Raw genomic sequence first — 20,917 nt, 5'->3', positions numbered from 1 at the left:
GGTGTTGAACACCGGGTGCTGGAGGAAGTCGGTGGAGCGTTCGACGGCGCTGTCCAGCGCGAAGGCTGAGTCGCCGTTCGCCGTGGCCGGGACGCCGGGGGCCTTCACGCCAAAAGCGTCGAGGACACGGCCGGCAATGTCCGGCGTCGTAGTTTCATCGGTGGAGAAACCGACAGTGTCCGCGTCTATGCTGCGCAGGTTGATGCCCTTGGCTTCGGCGGCAGCAACGATTCCGGCAGCCTTGCCCGGTACGGAGACTGTGACGGTGTCGAAGAAGCTGGTGTGCAGCACGTCCAGGCCTGCAGCCTTCAGGGACGCGGCCAGCAATTTCGCGTGGGAGTGGGCGGACTGCGCGATCGCCTTCAGGCCCTCGGGTCCGTGGTACACGGCGTACATCGAAGCCACGATGGCGAGCAGCGCCTGCGCGGTGCAGATGTTGGACGTGGCCTTTTCGCGGCGGATGTGCTGCTCGCGGGTCTGCAGGGCCAGGCGGTAGGCGGGAACGCCGGCGTTGTCCTTGGAGACGCCCACCAGGCGGCCGGGCATCGAGCGTTCAAGGCCCTTCTGGACTGCCATGTAGGCCGCGTGCGGGCCGCCGTAGAACAGCGGGACGCCGAAGCGCTGGGCGGAGCCCACGGCGATGTCCGCGCCCTGCTCGCCGGGAGGCGTGATGAGGGTGAGGGCCAGCAGGTCGGCTGCCACGGTCACCAGGGCGCCGCGCTCCTTGGCCTTGCCGATCACCGCGGAGTGGTCGAAGACCCGGCCGGAAGCACCAGGCTGCTGCAGGACAATCCCGTTGATGGCTCCGTCCGGCAGTCCTTGGGAAAGGTCCGCCACCTCAACCTCGAAGCCGAGCGCTTCGGCGCGGCCCTTCACAATGGCGATGGTCTGCGGCAGGCAGTCTGCGTCCAGCACGGTCTTGCCGTCACGGGCATCTGCATTCTGGCCTGTGGCCTTGTTCGCCCGGCGCATCATCAGCACGGCCTCGGCCACGGCGGTGGCTTCGTCCAGCAGGGAGGCGTTGGCGATGGGCAGGCCCACCAGGTCCTGCACCATGGTCTGGAAGTTCAGCAGCGCCTCGAGCCGGCCCTGGGAAATCTCCGGCTGGTAGGGCGTGTAGGCGGTGTACCAGGCCGGTCCCTCGAGGATGTTGCGGCGGATCACCGGCGGCGTAACGGTGTCGTAGTAGCCCTGGCCGATCATCTGCACGGCGGTCTTGTTCTTGGCGGCCAGCCTGCGGAGCTCAGCGAGGGCCTCCACCTCGCTCAGCGCGCCTGCCAGTTCCAGCGGAGAGTCCTGCCGGATGTCCTTGGGGACGGCGGTATCTACCAGTGCGTCCACGGTGTCGTATCCCACGGCCTTGAGCATGGTGTCGACGTCGGACTGGCGCCTTGCGCCGATGTGCCGGTCAACGAAGGCTGCGGCAGCGGGTTCGGCAGAAGCATGGGTGGCGGTTGCCGGGGTGGCGGAGGCCGAAGATACAGTCACGAGGAACTCCATAAATAGGGCGGCGCAGGGTACGCCACATCGATTCGTGTCCCTCCCCGCTCTGTAGTGGACCTGAGAGTTTCCGCGTGGCCTGCCTGGGCTGGCCGCGCTTGCACCGTCGGTGAGCACAGCTGCCTGGATCTCCGGGACCGGATCTCCGAGCCGGCAGCCTGCTGCTTTCCAGAGTTGCCTCGCCGCGGCGGTACATGGGCCTGTGAGATTCCTGGGGAGGTATTGCTCCTACGGCGCCTGCTTGTACCTTCTGGCAGAACTCTCCCGCCGCAGATCAAAGGCTATTGATTTGTAGTGTTTGTGGTTGCCGGTGACGGCCCACACATGGAGCAATTCTCCTACGCTGCGGGCCCGCGGGCAAATGCCGGTCAGCCCCTCAGCCGCTCCACTGCCGCCAGGAGTTCCTCCACGTCTTCCCGCCTGTTCCCGGGGTTACCGGACGGCCCGCTCTCCCACATGGCATTGAAGTACAGCCCATCCCCCATGTACAGCACCGCCTTGGCCATTGCCGTACCCACGTCCTTCCCGATGAGGTCCAGCCACTGCTGCTGGATCGCGGCGAAACGGCGCCGCGCCTCCTCATGTGCCACTTCCGCCAGGCGGGTGGCAGCAACAAAGGAGCGGTCCATGGGGGTGTCGGACCAGAGGGATGACCGGATGAAGTACGCGGCGGCGCCTTCCTTCGCGTCCGCCATCGCGGCGAGATCCTCCCCCGCCAGCCGGTCCAGCCGCTCGAGGGTGGCCGTGATCAGTGCTTCCTTGTTGGGGAAGTGGTAGAGCAGGCCGCCCTTGGAGACGCCGGCCCGCCTGGCGACCGCATCGAGAGTGGCCGCCCGCTCCCCCACGTCGATAAGGAGCTCTTCAAAAGCATCGAGGACTGCATCTCGCGCGACGGGTTTCCTGGCCATGGTTCCCATCATGCACGGTCGGGATTCGATTTCTTAACTATACCGTCCAGACGGTACAGTTAAGTTCATGACAGCGTCCGCCGCCTCCCAGCCCAAGAGCTTCCACCCCACCCTGTCCAACCTGCCCGCAGGCAGCCGCTTCCGGGGAGGCCGCCGGGACTGGCTGGCGCTGGCGCTACTGATGTTCCCCGTCCTGCTGGTGGCCGTGGACAACACGGCACTGACGTTTGCACTGCCGGCCATCGCGAGCGCCCTGGACACCTCGGGAGTTCAGCTCCTCTGGGTGGTGGACGCCTACCCGCTGGTGCTGGCGGGGCTCCTGGTTGCCATGGGGAGCCTGGGTGACAGAGTCGGACGCCGGCGGCTGCTGATCATCGGCAGCATTGGCTTCGCGGCAGTATCAGCAGCCACCGCCTTTGCACCCAGCGCCGGCTGGCTTATCGCAGGCAGGGCCGCGCTGGGCTTCTTTGGTGCCATGCTGATGCCCTCCACGCTGTCGCTGATCCGGAACATCTTTCCGGATCCCAACCGGCGGCGGCTGGCCATCGCGGTCTGGGCTGCAGGGTTCTCGGGTGGCGCCGCGCTGGGGCCGATCTTTGGCGGCTGGCTGGTGGAACAGTTCTGGTGGGGAGCAGTGCTTCTGGTCGCAGTGCCCATCATGCTCCCCCTCCTGGTCCTGGGCCCCGCCTTCATCCCGGAATCCCGGGACCCGTCCCCGGGGAAGGTGGACGCGCCCAGCATCCTGCTCTCGCTGTTCACCATGGCCCCGGTGGTCTATGGGATCAAGGAGTTCGCCACTGAAGGACCAGGCGCCGCGGCGCTGGGGACCATGGCGTTCGGCGTGGCAATGGGTGTTGTGTTTGTCCGCCGCCAGCAGCGCCTGCACAGCCCGCTCCTGGACATTTCCCTGTTCCGGAACAGGGTTTTCAGCATGGCGGTCACCGCCAACGTCCTGGCCTTGTTCTCCTTCAACGGGTTCATCCTCTTCCTGGCCCAGCACCTTCAGCTCATCGAGGGCATGTCACCCTCGGCCGCCGGAATGGCGATGATTCCGGCCCTGGTGGCCACCGTTGTTGCGGGGCTTGCCGCGGTGCCGGCCGTACGGAAGGTGCGGCCGGGCTTAGTGGTGGCGGCCGGGCTCGCGATGAGCGCCATGGGGTACAGCCTGGTCACTTTTGGCAGCCATGCGGGCGGCCCCTCACTGCTGCTGGCCGCACTGCTGATCCTCGCGCTGGGCGTGGGAACTGCCGAAACAATCTCCAACGACCTCATCCTGGAAAATGCGCCCCCGGAAAAATCAGGCGCAGCAGCAGCGGTCTCCGAGACGGGCTACGAGGTGGGCGCCCTGCTGGGAACCGCGGTATTGGGCTCCATTCTTACGGCCTCGTACCAGCACAACCTGCGGCTGCCGGCGGGCATCACCGAAGGCGCCCCCGCCGCGGGAACCGCGCAGGCCGGCGAGACCCTCGCCGGCGCCATGGAGCTGGCGGCCAGGCTGCCGCAGCCCCTTGCAGACGCCGTGCGCCTGGCCGCGGCAGCCGCGTTCGATTCGGGAGTGCACATCACCGCAGGACTTGGGCTGGCACTGATGGCGACGGCGGCAGTCCTCGCCGCCGTCGTGCTTCGGAAAGTGCCCAAGGCGGACAGCTGAAAGGTGCCCTGCCCACCACGTCCCGGGACAGCAAAAGGCGCCCGCAGCCGGAGGATTCCACCTCCGGCTGCGGGCGCCCTGCACTCCGCTTCGCTGCGGACGCTGCTACTTTGCGTCCGGCGCCGTAACGCTGGCGGTAGGCTTCATGTTTTCCGCGTTGACCATCCAGGCATACTGCTCCAGCTTGGCGATGAACTCGTGCAGAAGGTCCGCAGTGGTGGGATCCTCTTCATCCACTTCATCGTGAACCTTGCGCATGGTGCCAACGGCAGCCTCAAGGGCAGCGACGATGCGTTCGATCGCGTCCTTGGTGCTGATCAGGCCTTCAGGGAACTGGGCCAGGCTCGTGGACCCGGACACGGTGGAGCTGCGGCCGTCCGGCAGCGCGTGCAGTGCCCGCATCCGCTCGGCAGTGTCATCAGCGAACTGGCGGGCAGCGTCCACGATTTCATCCAACTGCAGGTGCAGGTCGCGGAAGTTGGTTCCCACGATGTTCCAGTGCGCCTGCTTGCCCTGGATGTGCAGTTCGATCAGGTCGGCGAGCACGGCCTGCAGGTTGTTGGTCAGTGTCGGTGAAGCTTTCATGCGTCCTCCTCAAGTGGTCCAGTAGTCCCGACGCTATCAGCACCGCAGCGCGCTGTGGACGGTCGGCGGAGGATTTCTCAGTGAGCTTACTAATTTTGTGAAACACGGACATAAACGAACGGCATTCATATTTCCCCTTGCGTCCTGCGTCACATCCACTCATACTAAATGAACGCCATTCATATAGTGACCGTTGTCTCAACATCTTCCAGAAAGTGGTGCCATGACCGAGACCATCCGCACCAGAACATCCCCTGCCGGTTCCGGGCCGCACTCCCCGGGGACATCCGGCATCAGCCCCAAAGGACTGAAGGGCGGGCAGCTGGGCCTGCTCGCCGTCGTGGTCCTGGGCATATCAACCATTGCCCCCGCCTACACCCTCACCAGCGCCCTGGGTCCCACGGTCAACGAAGCCGGGCTCCAGCTGCCTGTCATCTTCCTGATCGGGTTCATCCCCATGATCCTGGTCTCCCTGGCCTACCGGGAACTCAATGCCGATTCCCCGGACAGCGGCACCACTTTCACCTGGGTCACCAAGGCCTTCGGCCCCTGGGTGGGCTGGATGGGAGGCTGGGGCCTGCTGGCCGCGAACATCATTGTGCTCTCCAACCTCGCGGGAGTCGCCGTCGACTTCTTTTACCTCTTCCTTTCACAGCTGACCGGCTCACCCGAACTTGCTGAGCTGTCAGCAAACAAGGCACTGAACGTGCTGACCTGCTTTGTGTTCGTGGCCCTGGCGGTCTGGGTCAGCTACCGGGGACTCCACACCACCAAGCTGGTCCAGTACAGCCTGGTGGGATTCCAGTTGCTGGTCCTGGGGCTGTTTGTCGGCATGGCCTTTACCAACTGGTCCTCGTCTGAAACCGCCATCCCGTTCAGCTGGGAATGGTTCGACGTCACCAGGATCGAGACTTTTGGGCAGATCGCCGCCGGCATCTCGCTCTCCATCTTTGTCTACTGGGGCTGGGACGTCTGCCTGACGGTCAATGAGGAAACGTCCAACGGCCGGAAGACCTCCGGGCTGGCCGGTACCCTCACCGCCCTCATTGTCCTGGCGATCTACCTGCTGGTGAGCATCGCCACCATGATGTTCGCCGGCGTCGGGGATACCGGCAACGGCCTGAACAATACCGAGATCCACGAGAACATCTTCACCGCCCTGGCCTCCCCCATCATGGGTCCGTTCGCCATCCTCATGTGCCTTGCCGTGCTGTCCAGCTCGGCTGCTTCCCTGCAGTCCACGTTCATGTCCCCCTCCAGGAGCATGCTGGCCATGGGGTTCTACGGCGCCCTGCCCGCACCGTTCGGCCGCGTCAGCAGGAAGTTCGCGACGCCGGGCTTCGCCACCGTTGCCGCCGGCATCATGTCTGCGGGCTTCTACGCGGTAATGCATGTGCTCAGCGAGAACGTCCTCAACGACACCATCCTGGCGCTCGGACTGATGATCTGCTTCTACTACGGACTGACGGCACTGGCCTGCGCCTGGTACTTCCGCCACAGCGTCTTCGACAGCCTGCGGCACTTCGTTCTCCGGCTGGTGTGCCCGGTGCTGGGCGGGGTCGGGCTGTTCGTAGTGTTCCTGCAGACGGCAGTGGACAGCTGGGCCCCGCAATTCGGCAGCGGCTCGGAAATCTTTGGAGTGGGCCTGGTGTTCGTCCTCGGCGTCGGCATCCTGGCCTCAGGCGCCGCCGTCATGCTCATTATGGCCAGGGTGCGTCCCGGCTTCTTCCGCGGCGAAACCCTCAAGCGGGATACCCCCGCGCTCGTGGTGCCGGAGTAGTCACCCTGGGCCAGCCCAACAGCCCGGGCGCAGCAGAGGTGCCGTTCCCCCGTACCAGGGGGAAGCGGCACCTCTCCGTTTACGGCCACCTGTCACCAGTAGTGCGCCACGTCCACCACCAGGCGGGATCCCGAACCCGGCCCGTCCAGGGTGAAGACCCGGAACGGAAGGCGGGCGCGGACACCCAGGCCAATGCTGGTGTAGCCCTCGTAGCTCCCGGCCCAGACCATCTGGCGGAAGGTCTGGTAACCGGCCACGTTGGAGAGCTGGGCAGGGTCAGCCGGGTTATAGGTGGAGTTGCCGTTCCCGTCGTAGGCGGGTGCGTTGACTGTCACCTGCAGGCGCCCGTTTCCCCGGACCGGGATGGTGAACCCGGATCCGTCCTGCACTATTTGGGGAACGTACCTCACGGTGTAGCCGGCGGCAGGGCCGTTGAGGTCCACCACCATCCTGTCGAAGCAGTAGTGCTGCCCCGCGCGGACGTTGGTGACGTTGGCGGTGCTCATGTCCCGGTCGGCTTTCGCCAGGGACCCCCAGACGAGCCCGCAATAGGAAGTGGTTGCCGAGGCGGGCCCCGGTGCCACTATTCCCAGCCCGGCGGCCATGAGGATGGCGGCGAGCCAGGTGGAAAACTTTTTCATTGTGGGGCCACCCATGCGTAGAGCGATGTGATAGCTCAAGGGTAGGAGCGTTTCCGGCGCAGATCGAGGCCTGTGGCCGCTTCGCCGCGCAACCGTTAGGCTGCGGTGCCGCGCATCACGCACGCATAAATCCGGAGCCGAAATGGGCCTTTCCTTGGCCCTGTGCGGGCCGTTTCTGACCTGTGGTTGCGCTGTTCCTGCACCTTGCCGTTACCGGCATAACGACGGCGGCAGGAGACGAAAAAGCGCCGGCCACCTTTGGAGGTCGCCGGCGCAGGAAGTTCGGGAGGAGTCAGCCTTCGCAGTCGCGGCAGTACTTCATGCCGTTCTTTTCGCGGGCAACCTGGGAGCGGTGGCGGACCAGGAAGCAGGATGAGCAGGTGAATTCATCAGACTGCTCTGGAACAACAATGACCGTCAGTTCCTCGTTGGAAAGATCCGCGCCGGGCAGGTCTATGCCTTCGGCGGTGTCGTTCTCATCGACGTCAATGACTGCGGTCTGCGCGTTGCCGCCACGCGACGCCTGGAGGGCCTCCAGCGAGTCGGCCGGAGTTTCTTCTTCCTGCTTGCGTGGGGCATCGTAATCGGTAGCCATAGCGTTTCACTTTCGTTGCTGCGCAGCGCCATTTCAGGCACCTCAGTGCAGCAGTTTAGGGCATGATCCCGCTACCGGCGCAATAGTGTGCTCAACCGGACACTCCGCTGCCCTGGACCACGGATTCATTGTGGCTCCGCCTGGCGTGTTCTCCCCCGACCGCCACTCCGCTCAGGGCCGGCAGCCATCCCCACCGGGTGGCATCAGCCATGGCATCGGCTGCCTGCTGGCCGGATTCGTAGGTAAACGTGTCAAAGAGCCACGTGCGGAACCGGTCGGGAATGTTTGCGATCATGCCTGAAAGCTACGCAGCGATTGTTGTGGGCGCGTTTCGTCGCGGTCTCGCCGGCGTTAATCCATAACGATTTCCCTGCCTCGCTTCCTCGCTGGAAAGCAGGGCGGCGCCGTACGGGCACGATGACATCAGGGACGCGGCTTAGCTGCTCGAACTGATGGACTCTTACTGACCGGAACGTCCGCCGTAGCCCCGGCTGCTGCTAGGGCGCCGCCGGTGTGCTCTCCGATGCCGTGTCCGCCGGCGGCCGCTGCCTGCGGCTGAGCAGGATAAAAGGTGCAGCGATCAGCTGCAGCGCACCGCCCACGGCCAGGGAAGCCGGATAGCCGTAGAGGTCTGCAGCCCTGCCCAGCGCAGGCTGCACCACCACTCCCCCTGCCGAACCCATCAGGGAATCGAAGCTCAGCACTGTTGCCCGCTGCTTCGATGCGATCATGTCGTTCAGGTACGCCTGCCGCACGGGAGTCCCTGCCGAGGCCACCACTGCCCACAGCGCCAGGAGCGCCAGGGCAAGCCAAAAGACGGTGGTGAACATCAGTACCACCAGGATGACTGCACTGACGATGTTGGTGGCGATCAGCACGCTGGTCCGCCGCTTGACCAGTTTGCGGATGCGCGGCGCCATCCACCCGCCCACGATGTCCGCTCCTGCCACCAGTGCCGCCGCCAGGCCGGCGATGGCATAGGCCCGGGGATCTCCAAACAGCTGCAGCAGGTAGGGCTGCAGAGCGTAGAACACGTAGATGCCCACGCCCTCGGTAAACGGCGCAGCCAGCATGATGTACCGCACCGGCGGATGCTTGAGGCCCCCGTCCACTGAAGCTTTGAGGACGGCCCGGGTGGCCTGCACGGGGTGGGCCGAGCGTTCAGGCGTGAAGCCGACGTCGTGCATAAGCAGGAAGGCCACCGCGAACATCGCCACCAGCACACCCACGCGCACCAGGAACGGTACCCCCAGGTTCGTGGCCTGGGCGATCACCCCACCGGCCACGGAGCCGGTGAGCATGGCGACCCCGGACACCATCTGTCCGCGCCCGAGCACCACCTCCAGCCCGCCCTCGTATCCCGAAAAGCGCAGGGCGTCCACCAGCCAGGCCTCCACAGCCCCCGAAAAGAATGTAAAGCCCAGGCCCAGCAGGACCGAGACGCCGGCCCACCACCAGAACGGGGCCGAGAACTGCCACAGCAGGAAGTACAGGAAGGTGGACCCGGCCAGCGTGACGGTCCCCAGCAGGAAGGAAGCCCGCCTCCCCCAGCTGTCCGCCACCACGCCGGTGGGCACCTCGAAGAGCACCATGCCCACGGTGAAGAAGGCGTTCGCGGCGAAGGCCTCAAGGTTGGTCAACCCGGCGTCCAGCAGGAAGAGGGTGTTGATTCCCCAGATGAACGAGGCCGCCAGGGTGTTTCCCAGGGTCAGCGTGAGATAGACGCGCTGGATCTTCCGGGCAGCCGCGTTCATGGAAGGTGCCGCTACGAAAGGCTGAAGCTGGCAGGCACGGGATCATGCCGCAGGTACCGGCGGCGGAAGCGCCCCGTTCCGGCGGTGAGCGCCCGCAGGTCCACGGCGTACCGCAGGAGCTCCTGGTCCGGGACTTCAGCGCCGATTTCAGTCAGGCCCCCGCCCGAGGACGCGGTGCCGGTGAGCCGGCCGCGACGGGATGACAGGTCACTCATCACAGACCCCACGTGCTCGTCCGCCACCGTGATGGTCACGGACGAGACCGGTTCAAGCAGCTGGATCCGCCCGGCCGCCGCGGCCTCCCGCAGGGCCAGTGCCCCCGCCGCCTGGAATGCTGCGTCCGAGGAATCCACGCTGTGCGCCTTGCCTCCTGTCAGGGTGACCCGCAGGTCCACCACGGGGAAACCCGCGCTCACGCCCTTCTCCATTTGCGCACGGACGCCCTTTTCCACGGACGGGATGAAGGTCCCCGGAATAACGCCACCCACCGTTTTGTCCACGAATTCGAACCCCCCGCCGCGGGGAAGCGGCTCCACGTCGATGTCGCAGACGGCGTACTGCCCGTGGCCTCCGGACTGCTTGACGTGCCGGCCGTGTCCTGCCGCGGGTGCTGCAAAGGTTTCCCGCAGGGGCGTCACCACGTCCACCGTGTGCAGTTTTACTCCTTGATCACGGAGGCGGTCCAGGACTACCTCGACGTGGGCCTCGCCCATGCACCAAAGGACCAGCTGGTGCGTTTCTGAGTTGCGTTCCACGCGGAGGGTGGGATCGCCGGCCGCGATCTTCCCCAGGCTGCGCGCCAGCGCGTCCTCGTCGCTGCGCGAATCGGGTTCCACCGCCACCGGCAGCAGCGGCTCGGGCATCTCCCAGGTGGCCAGCAGCAGGGGCCGGTCCCGTCCGGAAATGGTGTCTCCCGTTTCGGCGCTTCCCAGTTTGGCCACCGCGCACATGTCGCCGGCCACGCAGTACGGCACGGGCCGCAGGGAGGCCCCCAGCGGTGAGTAGAGGTGCGTGACGCGTTCGTCCGAGTCGTGGTCCTGGTGGCCGCGGTCCGCCAGTCCGTGGCCGCCAACGTGCACCGGCGCATCCTCCCGCAGCGTCCCGGAGAAAACCCGGACCAGGCAGACGCGGCCCAGGAACGGATCGACGGAGGTCCGGACCACCTCCGCCGCCAGCGGTCCCGTGGGATCGCACCGCAAGGCATCTGCTGGTGAACCGCCAAGGTCGGTCGCCCCGGGCACGCTGCCGTCCGGCGGCGACGGAAAGGCCCGGACCAGCACCTCCAGGAGTTCCGCGGTGCCCAGCCCGCTCACGGCGGACGTGGACAGGACCGGGAAGAAGGTGCCTCGTTCGACGGCGGTTTCCAGGTCGGCGATGAGGACATCAGTGTCGATGTCCTCGCCTTCGAGGTAGCGGTCCATCAGGGTCTCGTCCTCGCTCTCGGCGATGATCCCCTCAATGAGATCACCCCTGGCGGCACCGGACGCGGCGAGTTCCGCCGCATCCGCTGCCCGCACGGCAGCGGCCGGCTCCCCGGACGAATAGTCCGTAACCGTGCCGGACAGCAGTCCCAGCAGGCCGGTGACCTCACCGCCCGCCCGCACCGGGACATAGAGCGGCAGGACGCCCTCGCCGAAGGACTTCCGGCAGGCGGCCAGGACGCCGTCGTAATCTGCCCGCGGGTGGTCCATCCGGGTGATGGCGACGGCGCGGGGCAGCTGCATGAGCTCGCACTCACGCCACAGCGCGGTGGTGGTGGCGTCGATGCCGTCGACGGCGGACACCACGAACAAGGCGGCGTCCGCCGCGCGCAGGCCCGCCCGGAGCTCGCCAATGAAATCGGGGTAACCGGGAGTATCCAGGAGGTTCACTTTGATGCCGTCGATCAGCAACGGCACCAAAGACAGGGTCACGGAGCGTTGCTGGTGCACGGCAGCGGGGTCGGAATCGCTGACCGTTGTCCCGTCCGGGATGGATCCTTTGCGCGTGATCATTCCCTGGGCAGCGAGCAGTGCTTCTATGAGCATGGTTTTTCCGGCGCCCGAATGGCCTACGAGCGCCACATTCCGGATTCTGGCCGGATCCTCCGCGGCAATTCCGGCAGAGGCGTCTGCACGGCGTGATTCGGCTCCGTTGCGGCCAGCTGCCGTCCTGCCTGGGTCCTTGGTGCCCTTGACCGACATGGGAAACCTCCTGGCGTCTTTGCCATCCGACCGGACTGAAATGTGTCCTCTGATTCGACACCCTGGAGGGTGGATCGGCAAGAGCCGCAGGGCCTGGGATTAGCTTCCGCGCGCCTTCCGGGTGGCGGCGTCATTGGCCTTCTGGATGGCCTTGACCAGCTCGTCCTTGTCCATGGTGGACCGGCCGTCGATGTCCAGCTCCTGGGCAAGCTTGTAGAGGTGTTCCTTTGAGGCGTTCGCGTCCACCCCTCCCGCGGTGGGCTCGGATGACGTGCCGCCCTCCTCGGCCCGCTTGTCCGAGGGGCCGCGCTTTTCCTTCGGCTCCCAGTGGTCTCCCACCTTCTCGTAGCTGTGCTTGAGGGAGGCGTAGGCCGCCCGCGCAGCCCGGCCCTCGTCATTGTCATAGCTTTCAAGGGCTGAATCGTAGGTCTTGGCGAACGTGTCCTGGGCCTTTTGCTCAGAGCGCTGCAGGGTGGAGGGAAGCTCTTCCTTGCGGGCGTGGTCGTTCTTGCCGGTCTTGGGCATGGCACCCACACTCCTTTCATCAGCAGGCTGATCATGCGGATGACACCAGCTTAACTGGCGGGGTGCACGGAGAGGCGGGCGGCCTGAACGGAATGTCTGGCGGTGGAGCCCCCTGTCGGATTCGAACCGACGACCCCCGCTTTACAAGAGCGGTGCTCTGGCCAACTGAGCTAAGGAGGCGTGCCCCTGCGGGCGGCGCCTGAACGGCGCTAGATAAGGTTAGCCCAACTGCTGCCGGTGGTAAAAACGCCGGCGGCCTTCACCGGATTCAGGGTTAACGCCGGCGGCCCGTTCCCGGAAGAATCCGGCAGCGGGCCGCTGGGTGTACAGGTGCGGGAAAGGCGTTAGGCCTTGGCGTCGATTGCCGCCTGGATTTCGGCGTTCAGGTCGGTGCCGCCGTCCCACTGCTTGCCGTCGATGAAGACCGTGGGCGTACCGGTGATGCCGGTGTTTGCGGCCAATTCCGTGGAGTACTTGACGTAGGGGCGGAAGGTCTTGTCGTCCACGCAGCTGTTGATGTCCGCACCGATGTCGGTGGCGAGGGACTTCAGTTTGTCATCGGACAGGCCGGCACCGCCTTCGGCGGGCTGGTTCTCGAAGAGGACATTGACGTATTCCCCGTACTTGTCGGGGGCCGTGTCGGCAACACAAGCGGCCGCGTTGGCGGACCGGGATGAGTAGTTGGTGCTGGACTGGCGGTCCAGGAAGCCCAGGGGGCGGTACTCCATGGTGATCTTGCCTTCATTGCGAAGGCTCGTCAGTGCCTCGTTGTAGGTCTCTTCGAAGCGCAGGCAGACCGGGCAGATGAAGTCGATGTAGGCAATGACCTTGACGGGCTGCCCTTCTTCGGCTTCTGCCCCCGGCGCCACCACGGGGCTGGGCGGGGTTTCGGGCTTGGTCAGGGTGGTCACGTCAACGGTGGCAGGATCCGTCTGCTTGACGTCGGTGTTGGCCAGGAGGGTCACGCCGCCATTGACGTTTGCATTGGCGGGCACGGGCCCCTGGTCGGCGATGGGGGTGTTCTGCCTGATGCTGGTGGTCACCACCAATGCGACAACAGCCAGGATGGCCACGACAGCCGCCACGATGCCCCAGCCGATGAGCAGTTTGTTGCGCTTGTCCTTTTTCAGCTGCGCTTCACGGATCAGGCGCGCCTTTTCCCGCGCCTCCGCGGTTCGCTCAGCCTTGGACTTACGGACTTCGTTTGCAGGGCTCATGTGTTCCTTGGGTCGGTTGACGTGGGGGGACCACTTCGTGGCAACTCCAAACATTTTAGGGGAGAAAGCTGGGAGCTTGCTCCTTCAAGTATTGGCGGGGTTGACGAACGGCCGAATAGCACGGAAGATTCCGTCCCGTTAGGGTGGGCAGAGAGGCACAAGCAACCCCAGGGGGCCGCAATGCAAACACCCGTCCAGGAAAAACCCACCACCCCGGCGACGTCCGGCGCCGCCGGAGCAGGCCACGGCGGCGAAACAAAGTACGACTTCATGGTGGTGTCCAACAGGCTGCCTGTGGACCGCTGCGCCCCCGGCGACAGCGGGGACGACGGCTCCGGCTGGCGCCGCTCCCCAGGCGGCCTGGTGACAGCACTGGCGCCCATGATGACCAAGACAGACGGTGCCTGGGTGGGGTGGCATGGCGCGCCGGACGAGACGGTCAAGCCCTTCAGCCACGGCGGCATGGACCTCGTCCCGGTCCAGCTCAGCACCGACGACGTGGAGCTGTACTACGAGGGGTTCTCCAACGCCACCCTCTGGCCGCTCTACCACGACGTCATCGCACCGCCGGAGTTCCACCGGACCTGGTGGGACGCCTACCGCAAGGTCAACCGAAGGTTCGCCGACGCCGTCGTCCGCCATGCCGACGAGGGCGCCACGGTATGGGTGCAGGACTACCAGCTCCAGCTGGTGCCGCGCATGCTGCGCGAAGCGCGGCCGGACCTCCGCATCGGGTTCTTCAACCACATCCCCTTTCCTCCGCCCGAGATTTTTGCCCAGCTGCCATGGCGCCAGGCAATCATCGACGGGCTCCTCGGAGCAGACCTGGTGGGCTTCCAGCGGACCAGCGATGCCGGCAACTTCATGCGGTCCGCACGCCGCTTCCTGGGCGCCAGCGTCAAGCAGCAGCAGGTGCACGTCAAGGGTCCGGACGGTAAGATCACCCACATTGCCCGGGCCCAGGCCTTCCCCATTTCCATCGATGTGCGGCATATCAGCGAGCTGGCCGCCACACCGGAAATCGTTGAGCGGGCACGCCAGATCCGCCAGGACCTTGGCAACCCCAAGACCATCCTGCTCGGCGTGGACCGGCTGGACTACACCAAGGGCATCCGGCACCGCCTCAAGGCCTTCGAGGAGCTCCTGGCGGACGGCAAGCTTTCTGTCGGTGACGCCACCCTGATCCAGGTGGCCAGCCCCAGCCGCGAACGCGTTGAGCAGTACCGGCTCCTGCGCGAGGAGGTAGAGGGCACCGTGGGCCATATCAACGGCACCTACGACACCATCGAGAACACTGCCGTCCGCTACCTGCACCACAGCTACCCCGTTGAGGAGATGGTGGCCCTGTACCTCGCCGCCGACGTCATGCTGGTGACGGCCCTCCGGGACGGTATGAACCTCGTCGCCAAGGAGTACGTCACGGCACGAACCAACAACGACGGCGCCCTGGTCCTGAGTGAGTTCGCCGGCGCAGCCGACCAGCTGAAGCAGGCCCTGCTGATGAATCCCCACGACATCGACGGGCTCAAGGGCGCCATCATGCGCGCCGTGGAGATGCAGCCGAGGGAAGCCGGACGTCGGATGCGGGCCATGCGCAAGCAGATCCTCGAACACGATGTGGACCACTGGTCTGCCGACTTCCTGCACGCGCTCAACGAAAAGGTGGTCCGCGATGACTCCTGATGCCCGCCACGCGAAGGACAAGCTCGCGCTGACTCCTGAACTTCGGGAGGCCATCCGGGAGATCGCCGGGACCGAGCACCTGCTGGTGGCCATGGACTTCGACGGAACCATGGCGCCTATCGTCGGCCACGCGGACGACGCCCGGCCCCTGCCGCGCTCCGCAGCGGCTTTCGCCGGGCTGGCCGTACTTCCACGAACGACGACGGCACTCATCTCCGGGCGCGCCCTCGCCAGCCTGCGCGCCGTCGCGTCCCCTCCGGTGAACACCCTCCTCATTGGCAGCCACGGAGCAGAGGCATGGCTGGGCCCTGGATCCACCGGGCTGACGCTCGAACCCGAGCAAAAAGCGCTCCTTGCCGAGGTGCGCGCCGTCTTGGAGGACATCGTCAAGGAAGCACCCGGCACCATGCTCGAGGACAAGCCGGCCGGGGTGGTGCTGCACACCCGCCTCGCCCCCGACGACGTCGCCGACGATGCCGTGGCAGCTGCGCGTTCCGTGCTGCAGGAACGGAAAGGGGTGTTCCTCAAGGACGGCAAAAGGGTCCTTGAGACCTCTGTCGTCAATGCCTCCAAGGGCGAGGGAGTCACCTTCCTGCGGCAGATCACCGGCGCCACGGGGGTCCTGTTCGCCGGCGACGACACCACGGACGAGGATGCACTGGCGCGGCTGGAGCCAGGGGACGTCGGCGTCAAAGTGGGCCTCGACTTTACCCAGGCCCAATACAGGGTAGAGGCGCCGGTCCATGTGGCGGAACTGCTGGAGGTCCTGCTTCAGGAGCGAAGCATCGCCGTCGCAGAGGAAACTCCGGGGACAGCCGACGAGTGAGGCAGCGCACGGAGGTTGTGCAAGCTCACGTGTGACGTCCGTAACATTTGCAACCATTAGTAGAACATCTGACATACTCTTGCTTGTGATGTGGCGCACAAGAACCGTGCGGCGTCACTCAGCGCTCCTCCGCCTCGGCGGAATTGCGCCAGCATCACATAACTGAACAAACATGAACCATTCACAACGGATCGTCCGGCACGTACCTGCCGGTGAAGGGATTGATAACTGTGGCTACAGTTACTTTTGATAACGCTACGCGTCTGTACCCGGGCACAGATAAGCCCGCCGTCGATAAGCTCAACATCGACATCGCCGATGGCGAATTCCTGGTCCTCGTTGGACCCTCCGGTTGCGGTAAGTCCACCTCCCTGCGCATGCTCGCAGGCCTTGAGGACGTCAACGCCGGCCGAATCCTGATTGGCGACCGCGACGTCACCGACGTTCCGCCGAAGGACCGCGACATCGCGATGGTTTTCCAGAACTACGCGCTGTACCCGCACATGACTGTGGCCGACAACATGGGCTTCGCCCTGAAGATCGCAGGCGTCTCCAAGGAAGAGCGCGCCGAGCGCGTCCGCGAAGCAGCCAAGCTTCTTGACCTTGAGCAGTACCTGGACCGCAAGCCGAAGGCACTCTCCGGCGGCCAGCGCCAGCGTGTCGCCATGGGCCGCGCCATCGTGCGTAACCCGCAGGTCTTCCTCATGGATGAGCCGCTCTCCAACCTGGACGCCAAGCTCCGCGTCCAGACCCGTACCCAGATCGCCTCGCTGACCCGCCGCCTGGGCGTCACCACCGTCTACGTGACCCACGACCAGGTCGAGGCCATGACCATGGGTGACCGCGTTGCTGTGCTGAAGGACGGCCTGCTGATGCAGGTTGACACCCCGCGCAACCTGTACGACAAGCCCAAGAACGTCTTCGTTGCCGGCTTCATCGGCTCCCCCGCCATGAACTTGCTCGAACTCCCCGTCGTCGACGGCGGCGTCCAGTTCGGCGGAACGGTGTACCCGGTGCCGCGCAACGTCCTGGAAGAGGCGCACGGCTCCACGGTTACCCTCGGAAGCCGTCCGGAAGACCTCGAAACCGCTCCGCAGGGCGAAGGCCTTAAGGTTGAGGTCGACGTCGTCGAAGAGCTCGGCGCCGACGCCTACGTCTACGGCCACACCACCCTTGACGGCAAGGACCACGACATCGTGGCACGTGTCGACGGCCGCCGCCCTCCGATGAAGGGCGAGGTCATCTACGTCCGGCCGCAGTCGGGCCACGTGCACCTGTTCGACACCAAGACCGGCCTGCGCCTGGGCGACTAGTCCCCACCGGCACCCTAACCTCGCTTCGCTTCGGTTAGGGAACCCTGCCGGCGTGGGCCCACCCACCGGCACTGGCACACCCACGGCGGCCCGCACCCTTCGAAACGGTGCGGGCCGCCGTCGGCCTTTAACCGCGCAGGCAAAAGAATTAGCTGGCCGCCCCTATGTACGGAAGAATTGACCCCATGACCGAGGAATACAGCGCCCAGTGGCACGACGAACCCACCGACTATGCGCAGATCGGCAAACTGCCGCGGTTTGTTGCCGCCAGCGCCGATGACGGCAAGGCAGCCTCGGTTTCCAGCTCCCTGAACATCACGGCGGCTGCGGCCGATCCCGAGCTGCTCGACCTTCCCTGGCACATCGCCCTGGAGGACTGGCCGGCGGAAAACCTGGCGGCCCTCCCCCGCGGCATCTCCCGCCACATCGTGCGGTTCGCCCACCTCGGCGGCTCCGTGATCGCCATCAAGGAAACCTCCGAGCACGTGGCCCGCCACGAGTACCACATGCTCCGGAAGCTGGCCCGCCTGGACGTCCCCTGCGTGGAGCCCGTCGCCGTCATCACCGGACGCACCACCCTGGACGGACGCCCGCTGAACCCGGTACTCGTCACCAGGCACCTGAAGTTTTCCATGCCGTACCGTGCCCTGTTCTCCCAGATGCTCCGCAAGGACACCCTGACGCGCCTCATCGACGCCCAGGCCCTGCTCCTGGTGCGGCTGCACCTCATCGGCTTCTACTGGGGCGATGTGTCCCTCTCCAATACCCTGTTCCGGCGCGACGCAGGCGCCTTCGCTGCATACCTGGTGGACGCAGAGACCGGCGAGCTCTACCCGGACCTGTCCACGGGCCAGCGCGAATACGACCTTGAGATTGCACGGGTGAACATTGCCGGTGAACTGATGGACCTGCTCGACGGCGGGCTGATCGAGGAAAAGGTGGACCCCGTGGCCACCAGCGAGCTCATCATGGACAGCTACCGCCGGCTCTGGGCGGAACTCACAGAGAAGGAGTCCTTCGAACTAGGTGAGCGCTGGCGCGTGAGTGCAAGGATCCGGCGGCTCAACGAACTTGGCTTTGACGTCGAGGAATACGCCATCAAGACCACCCAGAACGGGTCCACTATCCAGCTGCAGCCCAAGGTGGTGGACGCCGGGCACCACCAGCGGCGGCTGCTGCGCCTCACGGGCATCGACGCGCAGGAGAACCAGGCGCGCCGGCTGCTGAACGACATGGACTCCTTCCGTGCGGACAACAACCCGAACATGGATGAGGAATACAGCGCCCACCTCTGGGTCAGCCAGATCTTCGAGCCGATCGTCAGGTCCATTCCACGGGACCTGTCCGGCAAGCTGGAACCGGCAGAAGTGGTGCATGAGGTCCTGGAGCACCGCTGGTACATGTCGGAGAAGCAGGAGCGGCACATTCCGCTGGCGGAGGCCGTACAGTCCTACATTGACTCCATCCTGCGCCACCGCCGTGATGAAGCCGCGATCATGCTGAACCCGGACACGGGCATGCTGAAGATCCTCGAGGTGGAAACGGAAGAGTCCCGCTACGGCGACGATGAGTCGATTGACGAATACCCGGACTCGGACGACTAGGGTCAGATCGCCTTTCCCGGGTTGAGGATTCCCTCAGGATCAAACAGTTCCTTGATCCTCCGCTGGATCTCGCGGACCGGCTCCGGCTGTTCCTGGCCCAGCCAGCGCAACTTGTACTGCCCCACCCCGTGTTCGCCGGTGATGGTGCCGCCCATGGCCAGCGCGGCGGTGATTGACTCGTCCAGGACCCGCTGGAGGCGTTCCACGGCACCGGCGTCCACCGTGCCGCCCGTACGGTCGATCCAGAAGGTGGGATGCAGGTTGCCGTCCCCCGCGTGGGCTACAACTTTGAGGTGCACCCCGTAGTCCGACGCCATGGCATCCAAAGCTGCAACATAGTCAACAAGCCGGGAACGGGGAACGGCGACGTCCTCGCCCACGCGGTATTCGTCGTCGACCTCCACTCCCCGGCTGTGGCGCCGGAGCTCCACCAGCCGTTCAGCCTCCGCGCTGGCTTCAGTGGTGACGGCCGCGCCGCCTGCCAGCAGCACATCACGGACCACCTCCGCCTCGGCGGCTGCGCCGAACCCGTCGGTCTGGATGAGGAGCAGAGCGCGGCCCCGGGCCGTGAGGTCGGATCCGTGGATGTCATCGAGCTGGGCCAGCGTGCCGCCGTCGAGCAGTTCCATGATGGCTGGCTGGACCCGGGCCCTTCCCACTGCCAGGACGCCTGCGGCGGCCTGCCGGAAGTCGGGGTAGAACGCTGCGACGGTATGCACGTCGCGGGGAAGGTACTTCAAGCGGACGGTAACTCCGACCACAATGCCGAGCGTCCCTTCGGAGCCTACAAAAAGCCCGGTGAGATCGTAGCCGGCTACGCCCTTGAACGTTTGATGGCCGGTATGGATGAGCGAGCCGTCCGCGAGCACCACGTCCAGTGCCAGGACGGAGTCCCGGGTGACCCCGTATTTGGCGCAGCGCAGCCCGCCGGCGTTGGTGGCCACGTTCCCGCCGATTGTTGACGTGCGGAAGCTGGCGGGATCGGGAGCGTACATGAGCTGATGAGCCGCGGCTGCGTCATTGAGGACGGCATTCACGACGCCCGGCTCCACCACGGCCGTTTCGTCGTCGGGGTTGAGCGCGAGGATACGGTCCATGCGCTCCAGGGACAGGACAATGCAGTTCTTCGTGGCGTGGGCCCCGCCGGACACCCCAGTGCCCGCGCCGCGCGCCACGATGGCTACGCCGGTGCCGGCGCAGGCGCGGACAACAGCCTGGACATCGGCCACTGACTGCGGGAAGACAACAGCCAGCGGCAGCTGAAAGTCGATCACGGGGGCTTGGTCAACGGCATACCGGCGGAGGGCAGCCTCCCCTGCGTCCACCTGCCCGGGTGCCAGGATCCTCTCCAGCTCGTCAACTACGCTACCCAACCTGGCCTCCATACGTCGTCGCGGATTCTCCCCAGTCTAAAGGGGGAAGCCCGGCGCAACCGGCTGGCGGATGCCCGGGCAGGGGCGCGTCCGCAGCGTGAAGACAGGCTCAGGCGCCCATGAAACGGGCGTACCTGGCAAGGATCGCGGGCCAGGCATCGGCGTACTTGGCACGCGTGGCGGCCGGTTCTTCAGAACCCTCCCAGCCGTCATGGAACACGCGCACCTCGGTTCCCTCCGGGACTGCACGGAAGGCCACCAGGAGCTCCGTGGACCACAGCGCCGTGGTACCGGGATGCCAGGTGGCGTGGAATGACAACGGAGGCTGCCAGTCATCCAGCGTTCCCCAGATGCTGGTCCGGCCGTCGTCCGCCGTCTCAAGGATGAGGTTCTCCTCGAACTCCACGTAAGAGCCAGCCCCATAGACGCCGTGCGATTCCAGTGGCCACCAGAGGTGGGTGTGGTCTGTGAAGCCGGTAAATGCGTGCGCGACGCTTCCCGGTACTACCACCGTGTGAACCACGGGCTCCAGGATCTCGAAAGCGGCGTGGCCGTCACCCCCGGACGGTTCGTGTTGGTGGCTGAAGAGGCTGTCCATGCTGCCCAACTTTACCGCCCCTCCCCCTGGGACGCTCTCTCACTTGATGCGGGGTTTCCCGGGACGCTCTCTCACTTGATGCCGGGTTTCCTGGGGCGCTCTCTCACTCGATGTCGGGTTGCGGCCGTTTCTTGCCGGCAGAAGGTGGGAGAGGATCCCCCGGGGAAGCGCTATCAAGTGC

The 20,917-nt window shown here is 65.6% G+C and carries 18 protein-coding genes, 1 tRNA gene and 1 riboswitch; of the genes, 6 read left to right on the top strand and 13 right to left on the bottom strand.

Translation table 11 applies throughout. The features are described 5' to 3' along the window. Together AC6CHP_RS20510 and AC6CHP_RS20505 are read right to left on the bottom strand one after the other, a co-directional pair. A partial coding sequence (locus AC6CHP_RS20510) for a glycine dehydrogenase (protein ID WP_498231985.1) occupies positions 1-1,500 on the bottom strand: 1,500 nt, incomplete at its 3' end. A gap of 178 nt (positions 1,501-1,678) precedes the next feature. Further along, a riboswitch (glycine riboswitch) is annotated at positions 1,679-1,777 on the bottom strand. A gap of 91 nt (positions 1,778-1,868) precedes the next feature. Continuing rightward, positions 1,869-2,408 (bottom strand): TetR/AcrR family transcriptional regulator, encoded by a 540-nt coding sequence (locus tag AC6CHP_RS20505; protein ID WP_104189663.1) that lies wholly within the window; start codon positions 2,406-2,408, stop codon positions 1,869-1,871. A gap of 67 nt (positions 2,409-2,475) precedes the next feature. Here AC6CHP_RS20505 and AC6CHP_RS20500 point away from each other — a divergent pair, with 67 nt between their 5' ends. Beyond that, the gene (locus AC6CHP_RS20500) at positions 2,476-4,059 is read left to right on the top strand and encodes an MFS transporter (RefSeq protein WP_498231983.1); all 1,584 of its coding nucleotides are present in this window, start codon (positions 2,476-2,478) and stop codon (positions 4,057-4,059) included. A 105-nt stretch (positions 4,060-4,164) separates the two neighbouring features. Here AC6CHP_RS20500 and AC6CHP_RS20495 read toward each other — a convergent pair whose 3' ends face one another. Continuing rightward, positions 4,165-4,644 (bottom strand): Dps family protein, encoded by a 480-nt coding sequence (locus AC6CHP_RS20495; protein WP_104189606.1) that lies wholly within the window; start codon positions 4,642-4,644, stop codon positions 4,165-4,167. A 223-nt stretch (positions 4,645-4,867) separates the two neighbouring features. Here AC6CHP_RS20495 and AC6CHP_RS20490 point away from each other — a divergent pair, with 223 nt between their 5' ends. Beyond that, positions 4,868-6,424 carry an APC family permease gene (locus AC6CHP_RS20490; protein WP_498231980.1) on the top strand — a complete coding sequence of 519 codons (1,557 nt, stop codon included), beginning with the start codon at positions 4,868-4,870 and terminating at the stop codon, positions 6,422-6,424. Positions 6,425-6,516: 92 nt separating this feature from the next. Here the strand turns inward: AC6CHP_RS20490 and AC6CHP_RS20485 are convergent, their stop codons facing one another. The 8 genes from AC6CHP_RS20485 to AC6CHP_RS20450 all read right to left on the bottom strand — a co-directional run bounded on the left by AC6CHP_RS20485 (position 6,517) and on the right by AC6CHP_RS20450 (position 13,339). After that, on the bottom strand, positions 6,517-7,065 hold the full coding sequence (locus tag AC6CHP_RS20485; RefSeq protein ID WP_498231978.1) for an AMIN-like domain-containing (lipo)protein: 549 nt from the start codon (positions 7,063-7,065) through the stop codon (positions 6,517-6,519). Positions 7,066-7,357: 292 nt separating this feature from the next. After that, positions 7,358-7,660: a DUF4193 domain-containing protein gene (locus AC6CHP_RS20480; protein WP_104189665.1), complete on the bottom strand. Its 303-nt coding sequence runs from the start codon at positions 7,658-7,660 to the stop codon at positions 7,358-7,360. A 91-nt stretch (positions 7,661-7,751) separates the two neighbouring features. Continuing rightward, a complete protein-coding gene (locus AC6CHP_RS20475) occupies positions 7,752-7,955 on the bottom strand; it encodes a hypothetical protein (protein ID WP_188732296.1) in 204 nt (67 codons plus the stop codon). Positions 7,956-8,157: 202 nt separating this feature from the next. Next, on the bottom strand, positions 8,158-9,414 hold the full coding sequence (locus AC6CHP_RS20470; RefSeq protein WP_188732295.1) for an MFS transporter: 1,257 nt from the start codon (positions 9,412-9,414) through the stop codon (positions 8,158-8,160). An 11-nt stretch (positions 9,415-9,425) separates the two neighbouring features. Next, positions 9,426-11,597, bottom strand: a complete 2,172-nt coding sequence (locus AC6CHP_RS20465) for an elongation factor G-like protein EF-G2 (protein ID WP_498231975.1) — start codon at positions 11,595-11,597, stop codon at positions 9,426-9,428. Between the two features lie 99 nt (positions 11,598-11,696). Then, positions 11,697-12,122, bottom strand: coding sequence for a ChaB family protein (locus tag AC6CHP_RS20460; RefSeq protein WP_188732293.1), 426 nt, complete (start codon positions 12,120-12,122; stop codon positions 11,697-11,699). Positions 12,123-12,225: 103 nt separating this feature from the next. After that, positions 12,226-12,302: transfer RNA gene (locus tag AC6CHP_RS20455), tRNA-Thr, on the bottom strand. Positions 12,303-12,466: 164 nt separating this feature from the next. Then, positions 12,467-13,339, bottom strand: a complete 873-nt coding sequence (locus tag AC6CHP_RS20450) for a DsbA family protein (protein WP_188732292.1) — start codon at positions 13,337-13,339, stop codon at positions 12,467-12,469. 180 nt (positions 13,340-13,519) lie between these two features. Here AC6CHP_RS20450 and AC6CHP_RS20445 point away from each other — a divergent pair, with 180 nt between their 5' ends. The 4 genes from AC6CHP_RS20445 (at position 13,520) to AC6CHP_RS20430 (ending at position 18,765) form a co-directional block, all read left to right on the top strand. Further along, complete coding sequence (locus AC6CHP_RS20445; protein ID WP_188732291.1) at positions 13,520-15,022, top strand: alpha,alpha-trehalose-phosphate synthase (UDP-forming); 1,503 nt, start codon at positions 13,520-13,522, stop codon at positions 15,020-15,022. After that, the gene (otsB, locus tag AC6CHP_RS20440) at positions 15,012-15,848 is read left to right on the top strand and encodes a trehalose-phosphatase (RefSeq protein ID WP_377195409.1); all 837 of its coding nucleotides are present in this window, start codon (positions 15,012-15,014) and stop codon (positions 15,846-15,848) included. Before AC6CHP_RS20445 ends, otsB begins: the two co-directional genes overlap by 11 nt. A gap of 230 nt (positions 15,849-16,078) precedes the next feature. After that, entirely contained in the window at positions 16,079-17,161 is a 1,083-nt protein-coding gene (locus AC6CHP_RS20435; protein WP_174179677.1) for an ABC transporter ATP-binding protein, read from the top strand. Between the two features lie 185 nt (positions 17,162-17,346). Next, a complete protein-coding gene (locus AC6CHP_RS20430; RefSeq protein WP_174179679.1) occupies positions 17,347-18,765 on the top strand; it encodes a DUF4032 domain-containing protein in 1,419 nt (472 codons plus the stop codon). Positions 18,766-18,767: 2 nt separating this feature from the next. Here AC6CHP_RS20430 and AC6CHP_RS20425 read toward each other — a convergent pair whose 3' ends face one another. Then, positions 18,768-20,150 carry an FAD-binding oxidoreductase gene (locus AC6CHP_RS20425; RefSeq protein WP_498231972.1) on the bottom strand — a complete coding sequence of 461 codons (1,383 nt, stop codon included), beginning with the start codon at positions 20,148-20,150 and terminating at the stop codon, positions 18,768-18,770. Between the two features lie 97 nt (positions 20,151-20,247). Next, positions 20,248-20,736: an SRPBCC family protein gene (locus AC6CHP_RS20420; RefSeq protein ID WP_498231970.1), complete on the bottom strand. Its 489-nt coding sequence runs from the start codon at positions 20,734-20,736 to the stop codon at positions 20,248-20,250. Positions 20,737-20,917: the final 181 nt, after the last annotated feature.

The organism is Pseudarthrobacter sp. GQ63 (assembly GCF_059758765.1).
Note: the sequence above shows the minus strand (reverse complement) of the source record. Positions and strands in the feature narration are given on the sequence as shown.

Excerpts from the sequence above, each read along its gene's own strand:
- AC6CHP_RS20505 (WP_104189663.1), bottom strand. The coding sequence starts at position 2,408 with ATGGCCAGGAAACCCGTCGCGCGAGATGCAGTCCTCGATGCTTTTGAA.
- AC6CHP_RS20500 (WP_498231983.1), top strand. The coding sequence starts at position 2,476 with ATGACAGCGTCCGCCGCCTCCCAGCCCAAGAGCTTCCACCCCACCCTG.
- AC6CHP_RS20495 (WP_104189606.1), bottom strand. The coding sequence starts at position 4,644 with ATGAAAGCTTCACCGACACTGACCAACAACCTGCAGGCCGTGCTCGCC.
- AC6CHP_RS20490 (WP_498231980.1), top strand. The coding sequence starts at position 4,868 with ATGACCGAGACCATCCGCACCAGAACATCCCCTGCCGGTTCCGGGCCG.
- AC6CHP_RS20485 (WP_498231978.1), bottom strand. The coding sequence starts at position 7,065 with ATGAAAAAGTTTTCCACCTGGCTCGCCGCCATCCTCATGGCCGCCGGG.
- AC6CHP_RS20480 (WP_104189665.1), bottom strand. The coding sequence starts at position 7,660 with ATGGCTACCGATTACGATGCCCCACGCAAGCAGGAAGAAGAAACTCCG.
- AC6CHP_RS20475 (WP_188732296.1), bottom strand. The coding sequence starts at position 7,955 with ATGATCGCAAACATTCCCGACCGGTTCCGCACGTGGCTCTTTGACACG.
- AC6CHP_RS20470 (WP_188732295.1), bottom strand. The coding sequence starts at position 9,414 with ATGAACGCGGCTGCCCGGAAGATCCAGCGCGTCTATCTCACGCTGACC.
- AC6CHP_RS20465 (WP_498231975.1), bottom strand. The coding sequence starts at position 11,597 with ATGTCGGTCAAGGGCACCAAGGACCCAGGCAGGACGGCAGCTGGCCGC.
- AC6CHP_RS20460 (WP_188732293.1), bottom strand. The coding sequence starts at position 12,122 with ATGCCCAAGACCGGCAAGAACGACCACGCCCGCAAGGAAGAGCTTCCC.
- AC6CHP_RS20450 (WP_188732292.1), bottom strand. The coding sequence starts at position 13,339 with ATGAGCCCTGCAAACGAAGTCCGTAAGTCCAAGGCTGAGCGAACCGCG.
- AC6CHP_RS20445 (WP_188732291.1), top strand. The coding sequence starts at position 13,520 with ATGCAAACACCCGTCCAGGAAAAACCCACCACCCCGGCGACGTCCGGC.
- otsB (WP_377195409.1), top strand. The coding sequence starts at position 15,012 with ATGACTCCTGATGCCCGCCACGCGAAGGACAAGCTCGCGCTGACTCCT.
- AC6CHP_RS20430 (WP_174179679.1), top strand. The coding sequence starts at position 17,347 with ATGACCGAGGAATACAGCGCCCAGTGGCACGACGAACCCACCGACTAT.
- AC6CHP_RS20425 (WP_498231972.1), bottom strand. The coding sequence starts at position 20,150 with ATGGAGGCCAGGTTGGGTAGCGTAGTTGACGAGCTGGAGAGGATCCTG.
- AC6CHP_RS20420 (WP_498231970.1), bottom strand. The coding sequence starts at position 20,736 with ATGGACAGCCTCTTCAGCCACCAACACGAACCGTCCGGGGGTGACGGC.